Raw genomic sequence first — 21,105 nt, 5'->3', positions numbered from 1 at the left:
CCATTTTTATTTTCGAGTATTTCAATGGCAGAGACCATTGATTGTGAAGGTATCACATTGGATAAAGTGACCGTGGAAGGTTCGCGCGATGATAAGCATTTTTTTGAAAACAAGTTAGTGATTAAACTCATTCAGAGCTGTGGTGGTAAATCCTATGTTCATGCAGATTTAAGTCATCCTGCATTTAATGGTTTTTTATCTGTTGCGCTCGCAGCAAAAGCAGCTGAGAGGAAAGTGAATATTTCCGTGAATACGAGTGATACGACTGAATTATCAAACCAAGTGGCATATATCGGAATTGATTAAATTAAACAGGCTCACCAAGTGTAGCAATACCTGGTTGGTGAGCCTTGTCATTCATTATGTTTGCCCTCATTGCCCATTTCCGTATTAGTAAATCAAGGTACGAACTTGATTTGAGAAATGTACTCAGAAACATAACAAATGATAGTGTTTTATGGGATGCTTCTATGCCGATGATCGCGAGTGATATGTTGGCCTAATCTGATGTGCGAGATCATATCGTTTGTCAGTTTTCTATTCTTGCCAGCAAGTCATTGATCAGGTTTTCACGGTCATTTTGTGCTCTCTCTATGACCTGAGTGGGTGCATTGGTATTCGGATCGTATTTGCTGCTCCAAATAATCATCTCTAACAGGATAGGTAACATGTCTTTACCAGCCTGTGTCAGCGCATAACGTTTTTTTCGTTTGTCGTTGACATCAGTTTGCTTGGTGATCAAGCCGTCTTTCTCGAGCCGCTCTAAGCGGCTGGAAAGTATGTTGGTTGCCATGCGCTCTTCCGAATGTTGTAGCTCGGAATACGAATGTTTGCCAAAAAAGATGAGATCCCGAAGTATCAGTAAGCTCCATTTGTCGCCGACAATATCCAGTACATTCGAGATTGGGCAGTTTGAACGTCGTGTCATGTCTTACCTCGTTTTCAGTTGAAGTGCTCAGTTTAAAACACTTGCACATTGCAAGCAAATGGATTAACTTGCATTTTGAAAGTTAAATGTGCGGCCACCTGGTCACACTGGAAAGTCTCTTGAAATGATGAGGAGTGAATCGATGTCATCCCCAAAAATCAATCTGGAAGCGCTGGAAAAATCTCACTGGAGCAACACAGACAAAAGGAATGCAGCGCTGGCAATCGAATTTGTACAGCTAATGATGAACGACCACAATTTTGACGAAATGACGCGTCGATATGCAGGCCAGCCTTATGAGCAGCACAATCGGAACATCGCGAATGGGATTGAGGGCGTGGTTAAAACGGTGAGTAACTTGGTTAAAAATGCGCCAGAGTTTAGCTATGACGTGAAGCATGTTTATGTGGATGGTGACTCCGTGATTTTACATTCGCATGCCACGCTGAAAGCGAAACATCGTGGTGATGATACTCAGGGCTTAAATATTATAGATACGTGGAGAGTTTCTGACGGTCGATTGGTTGAACACTGGGATGCGGTGCAAGGGATTAGTTTCTCTATGCGGTTGTATGCACTGATGACGGGTGGCCAAGTTCGAAATGGAAATGGCGTGTTTTAAATATGAATGGCTCCAGCACATAAAATGACGGGGCAGTCATCCGATAGAAAAATTTGATTAGACTTCTCTGATTTTAATGAGACGAATCAGGGAAGGTTATTGTTTCTTTAGATGTCTGTCCTGATATTTTTGAAAAATTTAAAGAGATTTGTTTTATAAAAGTATACATATCGTAAAAATTTTCACGCCTAAATCTCTTTGATTTACTTTTGAATCAATCATGCTATGGTACCGTTCCCACGAAGGCTGTGGGATATTTTTGAGGTATCTATGAAGCAATTCTATTTATCAGGAGTGATTGGAGCACTCTTGCTGGCATCGTTCTCCTTTGCTGCTTCTGGAATGGAATCTGACATAACTAGCCGAATTATTGGTGGTGACAAAGCGAAATTAAACGCATGGCCATTTATGGTCGCTTTAACACGGCTGAATAAAAATGACGCCTTATGTGGCGGCAGCTTTTTAGGCGATCGATATGTTCTGACCGCTGCTCACTGTGTTCAGGGGTTAAAGCCAACCGATGCTGAAGTTGTGATTGGTGCTTATGATATGAATAATTTATCATCAGCCGAGCGTGTCTCTATCAAACATATTTACCTGCATAAAAATTATCAAATTTCTTCCAAAGCCCAAGGCGATGATATTGCAATTCTTGAATTAACCCGAGCGCTAGGAAAGTCACGCATAGAGTTAGCGAATCTGAATCATTTTGAGGAGTTGAAAGCGGGATTTGGGCTCACAGCGATTGGCTTTGGCTATCGCCAATATGATCCGACTCGGAGAGAAGGCAGCGATAGTTCTCCTGTTTTACATCAAGTCGAAGTTCCCTTTGTTCCACTGACGCAATGCAAAAACTTGCCCGGCAGTTACCAAAATTTGGGGGAGGGTGTATTTTGCGCGGGAGAAACGGGTAAAGATACCTGTATGGGCGACAGCGGTGGTCCAATTATATTCGACACGAATGATGGTCCCAGACAAATGGGAATTGTGAGCTGGGGCAGAGGATGTGGTATTTACCCTGGTGTGTATACCAAAGTCAGTCATTACAGTGATTGGATTTCCGATCACACGAAAGGGCTCTCTTATCGCCAAAGTGAAGACCTCGGCATCATAAAAATGGGTAACTACTTCCATACTTTTACGTTGACGAACCACTCTGACAATACGATTCGGCTTAATAACCCTAAAGTGACTGTAGATGGTATGGAACTTGGCTATATTGATTCAAGTCAAGATCAATGTAGCGGTGATTTAGAACCCGGTGCTGAGTGTAACATCCAGATATCTTATCTGATTCCAAGATTCAAACAGGGTAGAGTTCAGCTGGAATTTGACTCGGATGATTTCAGGGAAGGTAAAGTTGTTGCTTGGCTCGACTATCACGCATTGCAGGATGCGCCTCAAGAGGTCACTGATTATTTATCCACATTGCCTGGCCACAAAGCATACGATAATGGCAATGTTTGGCAAGTCAGTGGAGAAAATCTGAGAAGTACAAGTTCTCTTGAAAAAGATCAAGTCTCAGAGCTGGTATTAGAAGGCCTGCCAAGAGGAGAGCTGACGTTTAATTATTGGGTGCATTCTCATGAGTTTCTCGATTCACTGACTATTTATGTGAATGGTAAAGAAAGTCAAACGATGCGAGGCGGTAATTTAGGTGGCATCTTTAACCGAGGTTCGCACTCGATTGAGATGTATAATCAAAGTAATATTGTTCGTCTGGTATATCATAGACATCAATATAGCAATGAATCAGATAGCCACGTCAGCGTAACTGATATCAAACATCAAAAGCTCACATATGATCTTCTGCGTGAAACGCTTGATCTGATGCGAGCCAATAACAACAGTAAAAGAGGTGGTGGTAGTATCGACTTCGGAGCAGTATTTCTGTTATTGCTTTTGGTTTGGATACGTCGCTCTCGACATCAATATTCTCTTAAATATATCAGCCAAGTCGTGACATCACTGCTTGGTTGTCGCTGCATTTATCACTGAAAATGGAAATGAAGAGTGGCTAAATATCAGTTTTTTTGTATACCCGATTCCAAGCGCAGGGAGTTTACCTATATCAATATGGAAAGTGATACGTATTTAGCAGAAAAGAAGCAGCTGTTGCAATCAGGCTTTGCAGTTGAAGATGATGTCATTTATGCAGATACACCTGAAGAAGCGGTAGAAAAGTTCCGATCGAATTATATTTATGCGCTGGATGAGTATAATAATTCTTATCCGGAGGGTGGTTTGATCAAGTTTATGATTGAAAGTTATCAAGAAATTCGTCGAAAACTGGGTAAGTGATAAACACTCACTGAGTGACTTTTTTGACTTCCCCCACAAATAACAAACTGATGATTTCAGGGGGAAGTGAGCAGGTTCATCCCCCTAATCAACCACAGCAACCCTTGGGGTTTTCTTTGTACGTGCCTCAAGTGGTGTTCTCCGGTCATGGTTGGCAGGTTGATAACCGTGGGGATGAAAACGAAAGCAGTCCCGGCCGGCATCTTTGCATTCGTACAGTGCGCGGTCGGCTCTGTCGATCATGGTCATCAGGCTGTCACCTGGTGTGTAGGCGGAGATGCCGATACAGGCAGTCACGGAAATATGAGTGTCTTCGATATCGGTCGGTAATGATAACTCCCGGATGTCTTGCAACATCCGGCCTGCAATTTTCTGAGCCGTTAAAGTGTCGCAAAACGGCAGGCAAAGGATGAACTCTTCACCGCCATAGCGCCCGAACAAGTCTGTTTTTCGGGAGGATTGCTGAAGGTGCTCGGCAAAGCCCCGAAGCACTTTATCTCCGACACCATGTCCCCAGGTATCGTTGATTCGCTTGAACCGGTCAATATCAAACAGCAGCAGCGCGAAAGGCTGCCGTTTTGCCTGACAAATATCGAGTGCTTTCTGGGCTTGCTGTAACAGCATGCGCCGGTTGTAAATACCGGTCAGGGGATCTAGTGTTGCCTGACGGTAAAGGCGCATCAGCATATAAAGCTTCGAGAGCTGTGACCAGATCACAATGACGGCCAGAATATTTTGCAGCCAGTAATTGGCGAGTGTTTCCGGGGTTTGTATTCTGCCTGCCTGCGCATCAACGCTCATTTCCGTAATCGCGGTGATCGCCAGTAAACACAGGCTTTCTTTCAGGGTGATCGGTAAAATCGTCAGAATCGCGACGTGCAATATCGGGAGCAGGGTATAGCCGTATTCAAATCCGCTGTAGACTTTCGGAAAACCGAGGACCCAGATGGAATAGCTGTAAAACAGGTTCAGCCCGGTGACCAGCAGTATCATACAGAATTGCGACTGGCGCAGGGTGGTGTGAGACTCATTCAGCCGCGCAACCAGGATCAGAAATGTTGCCAGAATCAGCCGTGCGGAGGCAATGCGGATATCTTCTCCGGTTTTCAGATAAAAGAAATCAAATGGGATCCAGGCGATGATCAGGATCGCCCAGACGATAGCAAGCAGTGAGATGCGGCTGCGCAGATAACCGCTTCGGGTATTCTGGAAATTTTGGGTGTGCGCCTTCGCACTCCATAAATCCGGGACATAGAGCCTGAGGGAATGGCACAAATGCCTGTAAAAATGGTTATAGGTTGATATCATCTTTGCTTCCAGCTCATCTGACATCTGTTTTTGTAATGAAAAACAGACGCTAATCGTCCTTTATTTTTATAATTGGACAATTATTCTACATGATGCGGCTCAAAACCGTGATCCTGGTTCATATAACACATGTGAAACCGGGTTTGGTGTACAAAATATGAGCGCTGGGTATTTCCGGCAGCCTTCTGATATAATTCGCGCCTTATCTGTGTCTTCGTTGTTTGCCTGTCATGAATATTACCTATACCACATTTTTGATTCCTGCCCTGCTTGGGGCACAGCTCATTCTGTCTCTGGTTTTGACGAAGGGGGAAATATGCCCGGGTCAGCGGGGACGAATCCATAAAACCTTGCCTGTGCTGCTGATTGGCTGGGTTCTGGTGACTGCGAGTCAGCCAGCTGCGCTGCTGCCGTTACTGACATTAGCCTGGTTTACCTTTCAGGTGAAAACCGGCAAAACCCGCGATGCCGGTCCGTTGTGGGTGCTGTATACCTCCTGCGCTGCGGCATTGCTGAACTGGTTGCTGTTGTTGCCTTCACTGACATTACCTGTATCCGGGATGAGCCTGGTTGCGGTTGCTTTGCTGGGATCTTCCTTAGCCCATTTGCTGCTGACCCGTGCCCGGACCCGATTGCAGGCATTTCATCGCCTGTTACCTGCGGCTGGTCTGGTCAGTGCCATGCTGACGGTCTTGCTCATGCTGTGGCAGCTGTACACCTTGCCTCAGGCCGCTGTTGAAAATCAGTTGCTGGTTATCTGTGCGGCACTGCTGCTGCTGATTGCTGCGCTGCTGGTCTGGGTCGGCCACATTGTCCTGGGGAAAACCGTTCATGTCTGGCAGCTTGCCTGCGCATCGTTCTTATTGACAGTTTCGGCCGGTCTGCAGCTTTCCCTCTTTTAAGGTTGGCTTTGAAAGTTACGGATGGTGCTCTGTTGGTGAGATACCAGCGTCGGCGTCTATGCTAATAACAGGTCATGTCAATCATTCTGATTGAGATGAATTGTGGGGGAAGCCATTTCCCTTTGCTGGTGATCGGACGGCTGTCGCCGAAGGAGGGACTGTGGAAATCAGAAACCTGCTGAACATGGATGCCAACATTGTCCTGGGAATCGTGAACGAAAGACTGCGGCTGGAATGCGATACGATTGAGGAACTCTCAACCCGGTATGAACTGGATCAGAACGCGCTGAGAGAAAAAATGGCGTCGCTGGGCTACCGATATGATCCAATCTCAAATCAGTTTAAATAATCAGTGAGTCAGTGTGACGGGCGCCGGAAATGGCGCCCGTCGTCTTTCATGGGTCAGGCTGCTTTAATGCCTTCAAGATGGGTCTGACATTGCTGGCGGGCGGTGGCAAAAAATGCCTGAAGATAGTGCCGTTCCCGTTCTGAAGCCCGGACCGCAGCGTACAGTCTGCGCCACAACCCTTTGCCCAGTGGTTTGCTGACAATCAGTCCCTGCCGGGCAAAATCGTGAATCGCCCAGTTTGGCAGGGCGGCAACCCCCAGACCGGCAGATACCATCTGAACCAGCATCAGGGTGTTGTCGGCCTGTTTCCATACCATTGGTTCAATCCCCGCTGGCTGCAGAAAATGTTTCACCACATCCAGGCGGCTTTTATGAACCGGATACGTCAGCATGGTCTGGCTGGCGAGGTCAGCCGGTTTGATGGTGCTCAGTTCAGCCAGCGGTGACTGCGGCGAAACCACCAGACGCATTTCGAAGTCGAATAAGGGCTCATAGTGAACTTCAGCGCGCGGGTTGATATCGGAGGTGATCACCAGATCCAATTCACCGGCTGCCAGAGCCGGAATCGGTTCGAAACTGAAACCGGAAGAAAAATCCAGACTGACGGCCGGCCAGTGGATCTGATATTCCTTCAGCGCCGGCATCAGCCACTGAAAGCAGGAGTGGCATTCTATTGCCATATGAAGACGGCCTTTGGCGTCTTCCTTCAAATTCGCCAGTTCATGTTCTGCCCGTGTAATGCGGGGGATCAGATCATCCGACAGCCGGAGCAGAATCTCTCCTTCCGCCGTGAATCTCACCGGGCGGGTTTTTCGCAGGAAAAGCGGGGCACCGATGCGCTGTTCCAGATCTTTAATCTGATGGGACAGTGCTGACTGGGTTAGGCACAGCGTGTTGGCTGTTGCGGTCAGGGATCCGGTGTCTCTCAGTACCGCTAACGTGCGAAGGTGTTTAATCTCGATCATGTTCACTCAGTCCCTGAAGTTTTCTGTGAATCAGGGTACTGGTTCTTGAGAGAAGTGTAAACATCTAGACGTCTATAAATGATTACATCTGGCCTGAAAGACTGCCGCATATTGATCTTGGATCCGTATTCCGATCACTCATTGGCAAATATCATGTAACTCGCATACAAATAGGGGTAGGCCGAATGGAATGTAGCGTGTGTAAGGGAAATCAATGAAGCGACAACGCCTTACCTTTATCAGTTTACTGCTCGCCGCCGGGATGCTGTTATCCGTGGTCCTGCTGTTCATTTTTTCTCACCTGGAAACGAAGCGGCTCGAACGGGAGTTTCAGTCGGATGTAACGGAAACGGCGCATGCTTTTATCCAGGCGATCAACAGTCATTTCGAAGCTTTATATTCTTTGCAACTGAACCTGGATACGCAGGGTATTCCTGATGCCAAGGGCTTCCAGGCCCTGACCGGCAAAATCCTGCAACGTTATCCGGCAATCACCGCTCTTGAGTGGATTCCTGAAGTGGAACATCAGGCGCGTTCTGCGCATGAATCAGAGGCCAGTGCCTGGCTGCCGGGCTATGTCATTACCGAACAGGTTGCTTCCGGCGCGCGTGTTGCAGCCGGAGACCGGGGCCTGTACTACCCGGTTTACTATGTGGAACCAGTCGCCGGGAACGAAGCGGTGATGGGGTATGACTTAGGGTCACATGCATTGCGCTTTGAAGCCGTACAGCGCGCCCGTGACAGCGGTCAGCTGCAACTGACCGTGCCATTGCAGATACGCCAGAATAACGTCGAGGCGCAAGGGGTGCTCAGCTTGTTGCCAGTGTATGAATTTCCGGAACCCATGACTTCTGTCGAACGGCAGGACAGCCTGCTGGGCTTCGTGGGCGGCGTTTTTAATCCGGCACAAATCTTTTTATCGTCTTCCGGCGCCCGGGAGGCCAACGCTTTTTCACTGACGCTGATTGACACGCTGGCGCCTTCGGGCCATCGCGTGGTGTTCAGTCTGGTGCCGGAAGCTGAAACCGGGCTGGTCAGTCAGCAGAAGCGTTACCACTACGTTCAGAAAGCACTCACGCCGGATGCACTGGCAAAACACTATGATGAAAACTACCGGTATATTCATCAGGTGCTGAGTAAAGGTGGTCGTCGCTGGGTGATTGAAGCGGTTCCGCTGCAGGATTATGTGACCAGTCACCAGGCATCAACGCCGTGGTGGGTGTTCTTTGGCGTCAATGCGTTCTTTGCACTGGCCGCACTGGTGAGCTTTTTTGTGTTTCAACGCGGTCAGGTGTATCTGGATAACCTCAATCAGCAGAATGACCGTTTGCTTCTTGTGAATGAAAAACTGGAACGCATGAGCCGGGTCGACCCGTTGACCGGGATTGCCAACCAGCGTGCATTTGAGGAAGAGCTGGATAAAACGGTCCGGATTGCCCGGCGGGAAAAAACACCGCTGGCACTGCTGGTGATTGAGATCGACGACTATGAACACTTTGTCAGACAGTGTTCTGCTGAAATGCTGGATTCGAGCCTGCGGATGCTGGCCAATGAGCTGGACCGGACCCTGAAACGTCCCGGAGATAAAATGGCGCGTCTGGATGACGACCGGTTTGCAGCAGTCTTACCGAACACCAATAATGGGGAAGTCGTCGCACGACAGCTGCGTTCTGCGGCTGAAAGGCTGAATCTTGCCAGCACGGAAATGAGTGCCAATCCATATCTGACGGTATCGGTCGGAGTCCTGACGGTGTTTGAAACCCGGGAGATGACGGCCGAAGCCCTGTTCCATCAGACTGAAGCACTACTCAGCCGCGCTCAGGAAGAAGGGTTCAATAAGATATGTGCGGTTCAGCTTGAAGGGGAAACATCAGCTGAGCAGGCACTCAGCTGATAGATAGATTGTCTGCCTGGGATCAGGCAGACAAAAAAGGACTGAGATTACAGAGGCTGGGTCGCTTTAAACGTCAGCGTATGCAGGCTGTTCGACAGGGTCAGCGTATTGCCTTTCAATTCCGCTTTACTCCACTGACTCAGCGTGTCACTCATCACTTGCTCCAGTTTCATCGCATCTTCAGGACAGGCCATCATGGTCATGCCCATTTTTTCAATGCGGAACTGGCCGTCTTTCAGTTCGGCATTGCCGAAATAGCGGTTACAGCCGGAATGGCCATGTGCCATCGTTTGATTTTCAAAGCCCAGCGTCGGAACGGCGCCCATGGACGGTACAGTGACAGCCTGACTGTCGATTTTCGTCAGTTCCCATTCATACTGAGTCAGATCGCCTGACGATTGAGAGGCGGTACTGCCACCTGTTCCGGCGCAGGCAGATAACAACAGGGCAGTGCCCATTGCGGTCAGCAGGTGTTTTTTCATTGTTTTTCCCCTGATGGATTTGAGTATTTTTGACTTTCGTCGAGACAAAAAATTCCGCGCGCAACTCAATTTATTGTAGAAGTGAATTGCGCGCTGTTGGTTACGAGTTGAGATTTTCCGCTTGAACCATGTGTAAATGCACATCCTGTTGCGGGAAAGGGATGGTCAGTCCTTCTTTATCAAATCGGAGTTTGACCGTCCGCGTGACATCCCAGTACACATCCCAATAGTCATCTGTTTTTACCCAAGGGCGGACAATAAAGTCCACGGATGAAGTATTCAGGGTATGAACCTTAATTGTTTTTTCCGGGGCCCGCAGAACAGCCGGGTGGCTGTCAATAATATCGTGTAAAACGGCTTCGGCTTGCTCAATGCTGTCGTGGTATCCAATGCTGAAGACCATGTCCACCCGCCGTACACGCTCATGAGTCACGTTCTTGATGGTATCGCCCCAGATCTTGCTGTTCGGCACAATGATGATCTGGTTATCAAAGGTTCGGATTGTGGTATTCACCAGGCTCATATGGCTGACCTTTCCTGAAACACCTCCCGCTTCAACAAAATCTCCGACATCAAAGGGACGGTAGATCAGCAGCATCATGCCGGAGGCAAAGTTCGACAGCGTGTCCTGCAACGCGAAACCGACGATCACACCCGCCACTCCGAAACCGGTCAGTACCGGGGCCAGATTCAGGCCAATCTGCGACAGGGCAATCAGCAGGCCGATGAAAAACACTGTCTTGCCGGACATCGAAATGAAAAAGTCCTGCATGAGCTGCGACATCCGCAGGTTCGGCGAGGAGACTGCACGCTTCACAACTCTGCGGGTCAGGTTTTTCAGTAACCGGAAAACCAGAATGACCAGAATAAAGATGAAAATCTTGAACAGCACCTGCGGTGCGTAGTCGACCACCCAGCTCTTGAGGTTTCCGGACCAGGTGGCAAAAATCGAGTAAATCACCTGAAAATTCAGAATATCGTTGGTCAGGTCACCGGTCACTTCAAATTGCTGTTTTTTATAGCCGGAGGTGTCTATCTGAACTTTGTCACCCAGACTGACCAGATAGTTCAGACGATCAATGTCGCTGGACACTTTTCGCTGCGCCAGAATATGCATCAGCTGCAGCGCAGACTGTTCACTTTCCGAGGCGTCTTTCAGCTGCTTTGACAGCACTCTTTCCTGCTGATTATTGTACTCAAGTGACGCCGACACAAACGCCAGACGCTCACTGATATCTTTGGCCAGTCTGGCTTTGTCTCTGTCAGTGTTGATACTCAACTGCTCAAGCCAGTTGTAGTTTGTCCACTGGTCTCCCAGCATTTCGACGGAGAGCTGGCGCTCTTCATCCAGCTGCTTTTGCTTGAGCAGCTGTTCTTCCTGAGGTGCACTGTCCAGTGCCTTCTCATCCGTCTTAATCTTTTGAGCCAGATATTTTGTCGTCGCATTTGTGTAGCGGACCTGACGCTTCACATAGTCAATCAGCTTGCCTTCTGAGCCATCAGGCGGGGCACTGATAAGCTGGCCGAGCTGGTCTCTAAGGTCGTTATTTTTATTGAGCACCTGCATACGCAGGACATCCCGGGTGGAGCCGGTACGCGACTGGCTGGCCTGGTAGAGTTCCATGACTTCCTGATTGAGCTGGGCGAGATCGTCCAGTTTCGACCGGGAGACTTCAGGTTCTGCCAGAGCACTGAAGCTGAAAGTGATGAAGGTAAAAAGGAGTAAAAGCGTGCGTATCATTGAATGGATTCCGGATTCATGCGGACAGGTAGAAACAGGTCATCACGGTCACAGGCGTACCGAGATGTGATTCGTGGACTATCGGGATGCTTTTAAAGCAGATCTTGCTGACAAAGAAACCGATGATGGCTGAACTGCCAGCACCAGTCAGGGGTCCACAGTTCCTGATTCAGAATAATCAGCATAGGGCGTTTCACCTGACGCAGCATATACCAGAGCGCAGGGTAGTGGTGCTGATCACAGATCAGGGTGTCGCAGCCAGACGCAGCAATGGTCTCGGCCAGCAACTGCTGGTGGCTTTTTCGGGTATAGGCAAAGGCCATCAGATGATGCAGCCGGCTGAATGCTGCCAGCTGTTGGGTGATGACTCTTGAAGACTGGAGAATGCCAGTAAGTTTAGGTTTAGCATCCATAGCTGAGAGCATGTCAATCCAGGACTTTGCTTGTGATAGTTCATGACTCTTTTGCATCATTTCACCTGTAGAGCTGGGCCATGGTTCTGGCTTTCAGGGAATTAATCAGTGTTCATTTGGAGTCTATGTCCGGCTATTGATTCATATGTCAGGCACGAGTAAAAAATGAGAACAAAAAAAAGCCCCCTGAAAAGGGGGCAAGTGTTTACCATCGCTATTATTATCCGGTTGTTCCCGGGAAGACTGGCCAAAGCCTGCCGGGCACAATTGAGCTGAACACTGCTGATTTCGGGTGAATCAGCCGAAGTCACCGTTCACATAACCGCGGGTACGATCGTCACGCGGATTGTTGAACAGGGCGAAAGTATCATCGTGTTCCACCAGTTCACCCATCAGGAAAAAGGCAGTGCGGTCTGAAATACGGCGCGCCTGCTGCATGGAGTGTGTGACGATGACAATGGTGAAATCTTTCTTCAGAGATTCCATCAGGTCTTCAATTTTTTTGGTCGCAATCGGGTCCAGTGCAGAAGTCGGTTCGTCCATCAGGATAACTTCCGGTTCCATCGCAATGGTACGCGCAATACACAGACGCTGTTGCTGACCACCAGACAGGCCAAACGCGTGAGACTTCAGACGGTCTTTCACTTCATCCCACAGCGCGGCACCGCGCAGTGAACGCTCAACCACTTCGTCCAGTTGTTTCTTATCCGTGACGCCCTGTGCACGCAGGCCGTAGGCCACGTTCTCATAAATGCTCATCGGGAACGGGTTTGGCTTCTGGAATACCATGCCCACTTTGATCCGCAGCTTGGAAACATCGATGTTGCCATAGACGTCTGTACCGTCCATGGTGAGTTTGCCTTTGATTTTGACGCCTTCAATCAGGTCATTCATCCGGTTCAGACAGCGCAGCAGCGTCGATTTACCGCAGCCTGAAGGGCCGATCAATGCGGTGACCTGACGGTTTGGAATAGGCAGGTTAATTTTTTTCAGTGCCTGGTTTTCGCCGTAGAACAGGTCCAGATTTTCAATGTTGAATTTGTTCATCTTGTCTTTCCTCGAAATCAGTAAGTCGCAGTGTTAAAGCGTTTTGCAATCAGCTTGGTAAACAGGTTAATGACCAGAACCACAACAATCAGAATGGTGGCGGTGGCGTAAGCCTGGTGCCATTCATGAATGGTGTAGAGTTCCTGAGTCAGTTTGTACAGGTGAACGGTGAGCGTTCGGCCGGAGTCAAGCAGACTCTCCGGAAGACGCGCCACCATCCCTGCTGTCATGAAGACCGGCGCTGATTCACCGATAACACGACCTACACTGAGGATGATAGAAGTAACGATACCTGGCATTGCACTTGGCAGGATCAGACGCCAGATGGTGTAAATTTTTGAAGCACCCAGGCCGTATGAACCTTCACGATAGGTTTGCGGCACAGCCATCAGCGCTTCTTCTGTGGTCCGGATGATCACTGGAAGGATCAGGATACTCAGGGTCAGTGCACCGGACAGGATCGAGAATCCAAAGCCCAGCACGACCACGAAGAAGGTCATCCCGAACAGACCGTAGATAATTGACGGAATACCCGCCAGTGACTCGGTACAGAAACGGATCACTTTCACCAGACGACTGCCCACTCGGGCGTATTCGGTCAGGTAAATCGCAGTCATGATGCCCAGTGGCGCAGCAACCAGAATGGAAGCCAGCACCATATAAATGGTGGAGACAATCATCGGCCAGATGCCTGACTCTTCGCCCAGAGTGGTGTAATTGCTGGAAACAAAGGTCCAGTCGACATAGGCCAAGCCATTGCTCAGAATGTACCAGACCACCCACAGCAGGAATCCGACGGTGATCGTGGCGCATGTCCAGATCAGGCCCAGATAAATCTTGTCTTTCAGTTGTTGCCTGGCAGGGTTTCCTGCCTTTTGGATCATATTCGAAGTCGATAAATTCATTGTGATTACCTCGCACGCTCACGGTTCAGGTAGAGCAGCGCTGCATTCAGCACCATGATGAAAACAAGCAGGACAATGCCGGTCGCGTAGAGTGCGCTTGCATGGATACCGGTCGCGTATGACATCTCGATCGCAATGTTTGCGGTCAGTGTCCGTGCGGAATCCAGAATACCTTGCGGCATCGCCGGGGAGTTCCCCATGACCATAATGATGGCCATGGTTTCGCCCAGTGCACGGGCAATCCCCAGAATCACACCGGTCATGATGCCTGAACGGGCAGCGGGAACCAGCAGCTTGAAAATCGTGAAAATGTGCGAAGCACCCAGTGCCAGCGAGCCTTCTTTATAGCTGCGGGGCACGGCACGAATCGAGGTTTCTGAAACCGTGATCACCGTGGGCAGAATCATGACTGCCAGCACGATAATCCCGGCCAGCACAGTGTTACCGGCAGGAACGTTGAAGACGTTCTGAATCATCGGCACGATAATCACCAGGCCGAAGAAACCGTAAACCACCGAAGGGATACCGGCCAGCAGCTCGACCATTGGACGGATGATGTCCGACAGGCGTTTCGGGGCGATTTCAGCAATGAAAATCGCTGTCATGACCCCGACTGGTACACCCAGAATCACGGCACCGGCGGTTGAAACGACGGAAGCCACGATCATCGGGAAAATACCGAACAGCGCAGGTGGCAGCCATTCGTCACCCAGCACAATGCCGGCCACGCCAGCTTCTGCAAAAGCCGCATAGCCTTCACGGAAGATGAAGTAGCCGATGGTGATCAGAGACAAGATGCCCAGAACGGCACTTGCCAGAAACAGATACTTGAAGAAGAGTTCACGCCAGTCGATTTTTTCCGCTGCGGGCAGCGGGGATTTGTTGTTGGCGCTTTCAAAATTGTTCGCGATGGTCATTATTTCTTACTCCAGACACTGAACCAAAACATTCAGGTACTGAGGAATCGAAATGTCCGGCCTGAAATCAGACCGGACATAAAAGTTTTGCAAATTAGTGAGTTGCGATGAAGCCTTTTGCAGCAACGATTTTCTGAGCGTCTGCAGTTTTAATCCAGTCCAGGAAATCCAGTGCAGCTTTAGAAGGACGACCTTCTTTGTAAACCACCAGGAATGGACGCTGAACACCGTAATCACCGGCTTTAATCGCTTCAACAGATGGCTGGTGACCGTCGATTGCCAGAGGTTTTACAGAGCTGTCGACTGAACCCAGAGAGATGTAACCGATAGAGAATGGGTTGCTGGCAACCATGGTTTTCAGCTGACCGTTACCGCTGGCAACCTGTGCACGCTGAGAAATCGCAGATACTTTCTTACCATTCACTTTCTTTTGCAGTGACATGATTTCTTCGAATGCACCACGAGTACCAGAAGCGGTGTCACGCGTCGCAACAACGATTGGCTTGTCTTCGCCACCCACTTCTTTCCAGTTCTTGATTTCGCCTTTGTAGATTTTAGAAACTTGTTCTTTGGTCAGGTTTTTCACTGGGTTTGAGTTATGAACAACCACAGCGATACCATCACGTGCAATGACCACTTCCTTGATGTTTGGAGCTTCTTCAGAAGACTTCAGATCACGTGAACTCATACCCAGGTCAGCAGAACCGTCGTGCGCAGCACGGATACCTGCAGAAGAACCAGGGCCCTGAACTTCAACGACAACATCGTGTGATTTCGCGTAAGTTTCACCGAATACTTCCATCAGAGGAGTCACAGAAGAAGAACCTACGACAGAGATTGTTTCAGCCGCCATAGCCGGGTTGAAAACCATTGAGCCTGCCAGTGCGATTGCGCCGAGAACCTTTGCTTTCATTTTCCTAATCCTTTCGATTTTGGCGAAATTGCCAATCAGTGTTTAACGAACGAGGCACAGGTTAGGAGAGTTTTATGACAGGTTTGTTGCAGTTTATTGAACACTCTATGAAGACAACGCTAAGTGGCTGAAAATCAGGGAGAAAGGGTATGGATGTGGAATCTTAGATTACGAAATGTTCTTAAACTATCCCATAAAGGAATGTTTTATTCTAAAAAAGGCGTTTGTTTTTGGAATCCACCTCCCGCCTTTCGGCCATCCCTGACCCTCGGGCATCGCTGTTTCCGGAACTTTGCTGAACGGCAGGGCAGTTATGCGTCGACGGCGACAAAGTACCTGCCACAAAGTACCCGCGACAAAACACCGATGCCTCATCTTGTATGCACTGCATATCCCGGAGCTGCAGGGCTCATGAGCCGTATGCTGTCATGTAATCAGCGCGATGCATATACATTTCTTGTATACAATGATCAAGCAAATCATTGTCCGATATTCAAGTCGGAATTAAGAAAACTGATAATTTTTATAAGAAAATTTGAGCCCGAGGGACATTCTATCATTCCTATGCCGCATTTTATTGCCTTTAGTATCCAATTTGTGAATAGTTGGTGCACAAAATAACATCAATTGATTGTTGGGATGCTTCGATGCAGCTGAGTCATTTATCCATTCGTAACAAAATTCTCGTATTAGGTAGTGCTGTTTCCCTGCTGTTTGTGGTTGCAATGCTTTTTATTAAGTCAGCCAATGATCGGATTGGCCGAAATTTCAGTGAGTTTTACCAGCACAATTATCAGGTCTCTTTGCTGATCGGGCAGATCCGCCAGGCACAGGCCGACATCATCGGGAATGTCAGGGGGCTGCAGGTCGTTTATCTGCTGGGTCTCACGGAGCAGGTCCCAGAGTTTCGCGCCATCATTGATGAGAACAGTGCAAAGACTCCTGAGTTAGTAAAAACACTCAAACACGATTACAGCGGTGATCCGGCATTGTTCACTGAGTTTGAAACCAAACTCAATATCTATCAGAAGAATACACAGCAATTTGTCAACGACATGGAAAGTGCCCCGAATCATCAGGCCCCGTATGCGGTCTTCCGGGCATTTGTGGGCAGCTATGCGGCGCTGAACTTACAGTTTGACCGAATTCAGCAGGCCAGTCAGGAGAACGCTGTCCGCGCCAATGACGATACAGTCAAAGCGATCAATGATGCCAACATGGTGTTTTATATCTCGATTGTGCTGGCGGTGGTGATGGCTTTTGTCCTGAGTCAGTGGATCGCCCGGGGTCTGGTGAACGGGATCAGCCGGGTCAAAGCCACGGCAGAAGCACTGGCAAGCGGTCATCTGGATGTGCTGTCTCATGTTCAGGGTCGGGATGAAGTGGCCCAGCTCAGCAGCGCGATCGACAGTACGGTGCATCGTTTACAGAATACGGTGAAAGGAATTGTCAGCTCCAGCGTACTGGTTGCGGAAAACAGTCACATTCTGCAGGAAGCCAACAATAATATTCAGGTCGCTGCCGGTGAAGTGTCGGAGCACACCATTCAGGCGGTGACGGCGATTGAAGAGCTGTCGACCACCAGCAAGAGTATTGCTTCGAACACCTCAGATTCTGCCCGGGCTTCAGATCAGATGCTGGTGCTGGCAGAGCGGGGCATTGAATCGTCCAATCACACGCAGTCAGTCGTGCAACGTTTGGTGGCAACCCTGCAGCAGACCTCGGGCGTTGTGAATGAGCTGCATGGCGAATCGAGAAAAATTGAAAGCATTCTGGAAGTGATCCGCGGGATTGCGGAGCAGACAAACCTGCTGGCGCTCAATGCTGCCATCGAGGCTGCCCGTGCCGGTGAACAGGGCCGCGGTTTTGCGGTGGTTGCAGATGAAGTGCGCGGACTGGCGCAGCGCTCACAAACCTCAGTCAATGAAATTGAGCAGATGCTGACTCAGCTGCAGCAGGCATGCAGCAGTGCGGTTGATATGATGGCTGACAGCACCACGGAAGCCGATCAGGCCGAATCCAGAATGGCCGAAACGAATCAGCTGCTGGATGACATCATGAATATGATCCACCAGGTGAATGAACAGACCCAGCAAATTGCAACGGCAGCGGAAGAGCAGAGCGCCGTGGCTGCAGACATTAGTCAGAACATTCATACGGTGCAGGCATTGTCGGATAAGACGTCTTCGATTGCTTCTGACACGGTTCAGTGCAGTGATGACATGCAGCGGGTCAGCCAGGAAGTGAAGGCTCAGGTCAGCTTCTTCAGGGTGTCCTGAAACAGCGGAGAAGCGAATTTCTGATTATCTAATAACCTAAACAAAAACCGAAATAAGAAACCCGCCATTGGTACCCCAAGGCGGGTTTTTTCATCGCTAGTTGTAAGACCTAAAGGCATTACTGATCTTAGTGGTCACGGCTCCCCCTGACTGTCTTAACGGTGAGAAATGGGCGCTGCCTACCACTATTGATAGAAAATAAAACAGCACATCTGATATCTGCTATGCGGCCGTCGGGTCAGCTGGCCACCTCATCGACTAAGTAGAGAATCGACTGGTAGGGAATCCCGCTATGGTGTGACAGGCCAATCTCACAGGTACGGCTGTTACTGAATCCCCGGGTACAGTGATCTGGCACCTGTGCTTTCAGCGGCGCCAGCGCGGCAGCGTTCAGCTCCGGTGTGGAAAATCCTTTATCACCGGCCCAGCCACAGCACTGAATATGCTCCGGCACCACAACCTGACTGGCACAGGCTTTTGCCAGTTCGACCATCTCATGCTCAAGGCCCATCCGGCGGCTGCTGCAGGTAATATGAAGCATGACTGTTTCCTGTTTCCGTTTGAGCGCCAGATGAGGCAGTAAATAATGAAGAACCAGACCAACGGGTTCGACAACATGCATCAGTTTGGTGAAGTGCTCCAGACTGCGCTTGGCACAGGGACTGGTATCAATCAGCACCGGATACTTGCCATGGTCACTGGCTTGCCAGAGTGATGCTTCCAGCTGCTCTATCTTTTGGCGGGCCGGTTCAGCCATGCCTTTGCTGTCGTAGGGCATGCCGCAGCATAAATCATTCACCTGCGGCGGGATGATGACATCAAATCCGGCTTTCTCAATCAGTGACATTGTCACTTCTGTCAGAGAGCGGGTTTCCGGATTATCCGGCTGCTGTCCCATCGCACGGCTGGCACACGACGGCAGGTAGACAATTTTTTTGTCGCCATGTTTCTGGGTGCTGTCAGCATCACCGAGCTGGTGGCGATTCAGCACCGGCAGTTCCGGCAACCATTGCGGGGTGGCACCCCGGGTAAATTTTCTCGCGTGTTCACTGAGCGCGAGCATTCGCGGCTCTCCCAGCATGGACTCCAGCGCATGCGCAGCGCCCAGACCCGTTTTGACCAGTCGCGTGGTGGTCGAGAAATGATTGGCGGTCCACCGGGCAATCGGCGTAAAACGCCGGTATTTTTCAGTGCGCAGCTTTTTGACCAGCTCGCCGGTATGAATCCCTACCGGACAGCGCTCAGCACATAAGCCGGTGGCTGCACAGGTATCGATACCCTCATAGTTAAAGACTTTTTCCAGCGAAGCTGCCTGCGCTGTTTGTCCGCTGCGCCGGCGATGCTGCAGCTCGCGGTACAGAACAATCCGCTGCCGCGGAGACAGCGACAGAGTTCTGGACGGGCAGACGGGCTCACAGAAGCCGCATTCAATGCAGCGATCCACCAATGGATCGGCGGCGGGCATGGGTTTCAGGTGCGTGATATGGGCAAGCGGGTTGTCATTGATGATCACGCCCGGGTTCAGTAACCCCTGAGGGTCAAAGAGCTGTTTGATCCGCAGCATCAGCTGATACGCGTCTTTGCCCCATTCAAGCTCGACATAGGGCGCCATATTTCGTCCGGTACCATGTTCGGCTTTGAGCGACCCCTGATATTTCACCGCGACCAGTTCTGCGACAGCATCCATGAAAGCGCCGTAACGGTCGATTTCACTTTGCGCCTCAAAGCCCTGAGTGAACACAAAGTGCAGATTCCCCTCCAGCGCATGACCAAAAATAATGGCTTCATCATAATGGAACTGATCAAACAGAGCCTGCAGGTCACGGACGCCACGGGCCAGATCTGCAACCGGAAAGGCGACATCTTCAATGATCACTGTGGTGCCGGTTTCCCGCACCGCACCTACCGCAGGGAACATTCCCTTTCGGATGGCCCAGAGAGTATTGACCGTGGTCGGCTCGGTCGTGAAGGGGACGGACTCGATAATCCGGAAATCTGTAAGGCTGTCCATCACCTTCTGGCACTGGTTCATCAGGTCTTGCTCTGTACCGGCCCGGGTTTCGACCAGCAGAGCTGCGGCTTCCAGATCAAGCCCGGTCATAAAGGCGGGCATGCCGGACTTATCAGCGACGGAGCGCATTGCGCGGCCGTCCATCATTTCGACTGCAGAGACCGGTGTTTTTGCAAGCACAGAAGTCGCTTCACTGGCCTGTTCAATCGTGCTGAACACCAGTAGGGTAGATGCTTTGTGCGGATGCTCAATCACGGTGTTGTAGGTGATATCGGCAATAAATCCCAGCGTGCCTTCGGAGCCGATCATCAGGTGTTCGATGATGTCGATGGGATCGCTGTAGTCGGTCAGGGCATTGAGCGCATAGCCGGTGGTGTTTTTCAGCCGGTATTTGTGATTAATTCGTGCTTTCAGGTCGGCATTGGATTCGACGGTTTCTCTGAGTGCCGCGATTCCCGCCAGTAAATCGGCATGACTTTGCCGGAACGCAGCTTTACTTGCTTCATCCCGGGTATTCAGCACGGTGCCGTCGGTGAGCACAATCGTCATGCCATTTACCGTACGGAATGAATTTTGTGCGGTGCCGCAGCACATCCCGCTGGCGTTGTTGGCCGCAATTCCGCCGATTTTACAGGTATTGATAGAGGCCGGATCCGGTCCGATTTTCCGGCCAAAAGGGGCCAGATAACGGTTGGCATCAGCCCCGATCACACCGGGCTGCAGCGTAATTTTCTGTCCTTCATTTTCAATGTCATGATGACGCCACTGATCGCTCAGGGTGATCAGCACGGAATCGGAGACGGCCTGCCCTGACAAGCTGGTGCCTGCTGCCCGGTAAGTGTAGGGAATGTGCAGCCCGGCACACAGGCCAATCACCTGGATGACTTCTTCAAGCGTGTGCAGCCGAAGGACGACCTTGGGCACCATGCGGTAAAAGCTGGCGTCCGTACCGTAAGCCAGCCGCTTGGCTTCGTCGGTGATGATTTGTTCGGGGGTGAGGAACTGTGTCAGCCGGGAAATCAGTTGTTGATCATTGTTCGTCATGATTGATCTGCCTTTGCTCAGGTGCCCTTGCTCAGTTGTTTTTGGGTCAGAGTCTTTTTGTTTTCTGAGAAAATCTTTTGTTTA

19 protein-coding genes are annotated in these 21,105 nt (G+C 50.0%); 8 read left to right on the top strand and 11 right to left on the bottom strand.

Going from position 1 to position 21,105, the window contains the following annotated elements; translation table 11 throughout:
- The first annotated feature begins 24 nt into the window (after positions 1–24).
- The gene (locus tag L4174_RS09885) at positions 25–306 is read left to right on the top strand and encodes a hypothetical protein (protein WP_248140600.1); all 282 of its coding nucleotides are present in this window, start codon (positions 25–27) and stop codon (positions 304–306) included.
- Positions 307–529: 223 nt separating this feature from the next.
- Here L4174_RS09885 and L4174_RS09880 read toward each other — a convergent pair whose 3' ends face one another.
- The gene (locus L4174_RS09880; protein WP_248140599.1) at positions 530–928 is read right to left on the bottom strand and encodes a helix-turn-helix domain-containing protein; all 399 of its coding nucleotides are present in this window, start codon (positions 926–928) and stop codon (positions 530–532) included.
- Between the two features lie 142 nt (positions 929–1,070).
- Here L4174_RS09880 and L4174_RS09875 point away from each other — a divergent pair, with 142 nt between their 5' ends.
- From L4174_RS09875 to L4174_RS09865, 3 genes are all read left to right on the top strand, one after another.
- Complete coding sequence (locus tag L4174_RS09875; RefSeq protein ID WP_248140598.1) at positions 1,071–1,550, top strand: nuclear transport factor 2 family protein; 480 nt, start codon at positions 1,071–1,073, stop codon at positions 1,548–1,550.
- Between the two features lie 270 nt (positions 1,551–1,820).
- On the top strand, positions 1,821–3,548 hold the full coding sequence (locus L4174_RS09870) for a trypsin-like serine protease (protein ID WP_248140597.1): 1,728 nt from the start codon (positions 1,821–1,823) through the stop codon (positions 3,546–3,548).
- Positions 3,549–3,563: 15 nt separating this feature from the next.
- The gene (locus L4174_RS09865; RefSeq protein WP_248140596.1) at positions 3,564–3,851 is read left to right on the top strand and encodes a hypothetical protein; all 288 of its coding nucleotides are present in this window, start codon (positions 3,564–3,566) and stop codon (positions 3,849–3,851) included.
- 84 nt (positions 3,852–3,935) lie between these two features.
- Here the strand turns inward: L4174_RS09865 and L4174_RS09860 are convergent, their stop codons facing one another.
- The gene (locus L4174_RS09860; protein WP_248140595.1) at positions 3,936–5,159 is read right to left on the bottom strand and encodes a diguanylate cyclase; all 1,224 of its coding nucleotides are present in this window, start codon (positions 5,157–5,159) and stop codon (positions 3,936–3,938) included.
- 230 nt (positions 5,160–5,389) lie between these two features.
- Between L4174_RS09860 and L4174_RS09855 the strand changes: the two genes are divergently transcribed.
- Together L4174_RS09855 and L4174_RS09850 are read left to right on the top strand one after the other, a co-directional pair.
- Positions 5,390–6,061: a hypothetical protein gene (locus tag L4174_RS09855; protein ID WP_248140594.1), complete on the top strand. Its 672-nt coding sequence runs from the start codon at positions 5,390–5,392 to the stop codon at positions 6,059–6,061.
- A 160-nt stretch (positions 6,062–6,221) separates the two neighbouring features.
- Positions 6,222–6,410, top strand: a complete 189-nt coding sequence (locus L4174_RS09850; protein WP_248140593.1) for a DUF4250 domain-containing protein — start codon at positions 6,222–6,224, stop codon at positions 6,408–6,410.
- A gap of 53 nt (positions 6,411–6,463) precedes the next feature.
- On the opposite strand, the gene metR is transcribed toward L4174_RS09850, so the two are convergent.
- The gene (gene metR, locus L4174_RS09845; RefSeq protein WP_248140592.1) at positions 6,464–7,375 is read right to left on the bottom strand and encodes an HTH-type transcriptional regulator MetR; all 912 of its coding nucleotides are present in this window, start codon (positions 7,373–7,375) and stop codon (positions 6,464–6,466) included.
- A 214-nt stretch (positions 7,376–7,589) separates the two neighbouring features.
- Between metR and L4174_RS09840 the strand changes: the two genes are divergently transcribed.
- A complete protein-coding gene (locus L4174_RS09840) occupies positions 7,590–9,269 on the top strand; it encodes a CHASE domain-containing protein (RefSeq protein WP_248140591.1) in 1,680 nt (559 codons plus the stop codon).
- Positions 9,270–9,316: 47 nt separating this feature from the next.
- Here L4174_RS09840 and L4174_RS09835 read toward each other — a convergent pair whose 3' ends face one another.
- The 7 genes from L4174_RS09835 to L4174_RS09805 form a co-directional block, all read right to left on the bottom strand.
- Positions 9,317–9,751, bottom strand: a complete 435-nt coding sequence (locus L4174_RS09835) for an META domain-containing protein (RefSeq protein ID WP_248140590.1) — start codon at positions 9,749–9,751, stop codon at positions 9,317–9,319.
- 100 nt (positions 9,752–9,851) lie between these two features.
- Entirely contained in the window at positions 9,852–11,492 is a 1,641-nt protein-coding gene (locus L4174_RS09830; protein ID WP_248140589.1) for a mechanosensitive ion channel family protein, read from the bottom strand.
- A gap of 92 nt (positions 11,493–11,584) precedes the next feature.
- Entirely contained in the window at positions 11,585–11,917 is a 333-nt protein-coding gene (locus L4174_RS09825; protein ID WP_248140588.1) for a hypothetical protein, read from the bottom strand.
- Positions 11,918–12,202: 285 nt separating this feature from the next.
- Complete coding sequence (gene pstB, locus L4174_RS09820; RefSeq protein ID WP_248140587.1) at positions 12,203–12,952, bottom strand: phosphate ABC transporter ATP-binding protein PstB; 750 nt, start codon at positions 12,950–12,952, stop codon at positions 12,203–12,205.
- 17 nt (positions 12,953–12,969) lie between these two features.
- Positions 12,970–13,857 carry a phosphate ABC transporter permease PstA gene (pstA, locus tag L4174_RS09815; RefSeq protein ID WP_248140586.1) on the bottom strand — a complete coding sequence of 296 codons (888 nt, stop codon included), beginning with the start codon at positions 13,855–13,857 and terminating at the stop codon, positions 12,970–12,972.
- 5 nt (positions 13,858–13,862) lie between these two features.
- Complete coding sequence (gene pstC, locus L4174_RS09810; RefSeq protein ID WP_248140585.1) at positions 13,863–14,774, bottom strand: phosphate ABC transporter permease subunit PstC; 912 nt, start codon at positions 14,772–14,774, stop codon at positions 13,863–13,865.
- 94 nt (positions 14,775–14,868) lie between these two features.
- Complete coding sequence (locus L4174_RS09805) at positions 14,869–15,687, bottom strand: phosphate ABC transporter substrate-binding protein (protein ID WP_248140584.1); 819 nt, start codon at positions 15,685–15,687, stop codon at positions 14,869–14,871.
- A gap of 647 nt (positions 15,688–16,334) precedes the next feature.
- On the opposite strand from L4174_RS09805, the gene L4174_RS09800 reads away from it, so the two are divergent.
- Complete coding sequence (locus tag L4174_RS09800) at positions 16,335–17,966, top strand: methyl-accepting chemotaxis protein (protein ID WP_248140583.1); 1,632 nt, start codon at positions 16,335–16,337, stop codon at positions 17,964–17,966.
- Between the two features lie 238 nt (positions 17,967–18,204).
- On the opposite strand, the gene L4174_RS09795 is transcribed toward L4174_RS09800, so the two are convergent.
- Positions 18,205–21,021: an FAD-binding and (Fe-S)-binding domain-containing protein gene (locus L4174_RS09795; protein ID WP_248140582.1), complete on the bottom strand. Its 2,817-nt coding sequence runs from the start codon at positions 21,019–21,021 to the stop codon at positions 18,205–18,207.
- Positions 21,022–21,105: the final 84 nt, after the last annotated feature.

The organism is Photobacterium sp. CCB-ST2H9 (genome assembly GCF_023151555.2).
In the GTDB taxonomy this organism is placed as follows: domain Bacteria; phylum Pseudomonadota; class Gammaproteobacteria; order Enterobacterales; family Vibrionaceae; genus Photobacterium.
The sequence above is the reverse complement of the archived record's forward strand: the minus strand, read 5'-3'. Positions and strand labels throughout refer to the sequence as shown.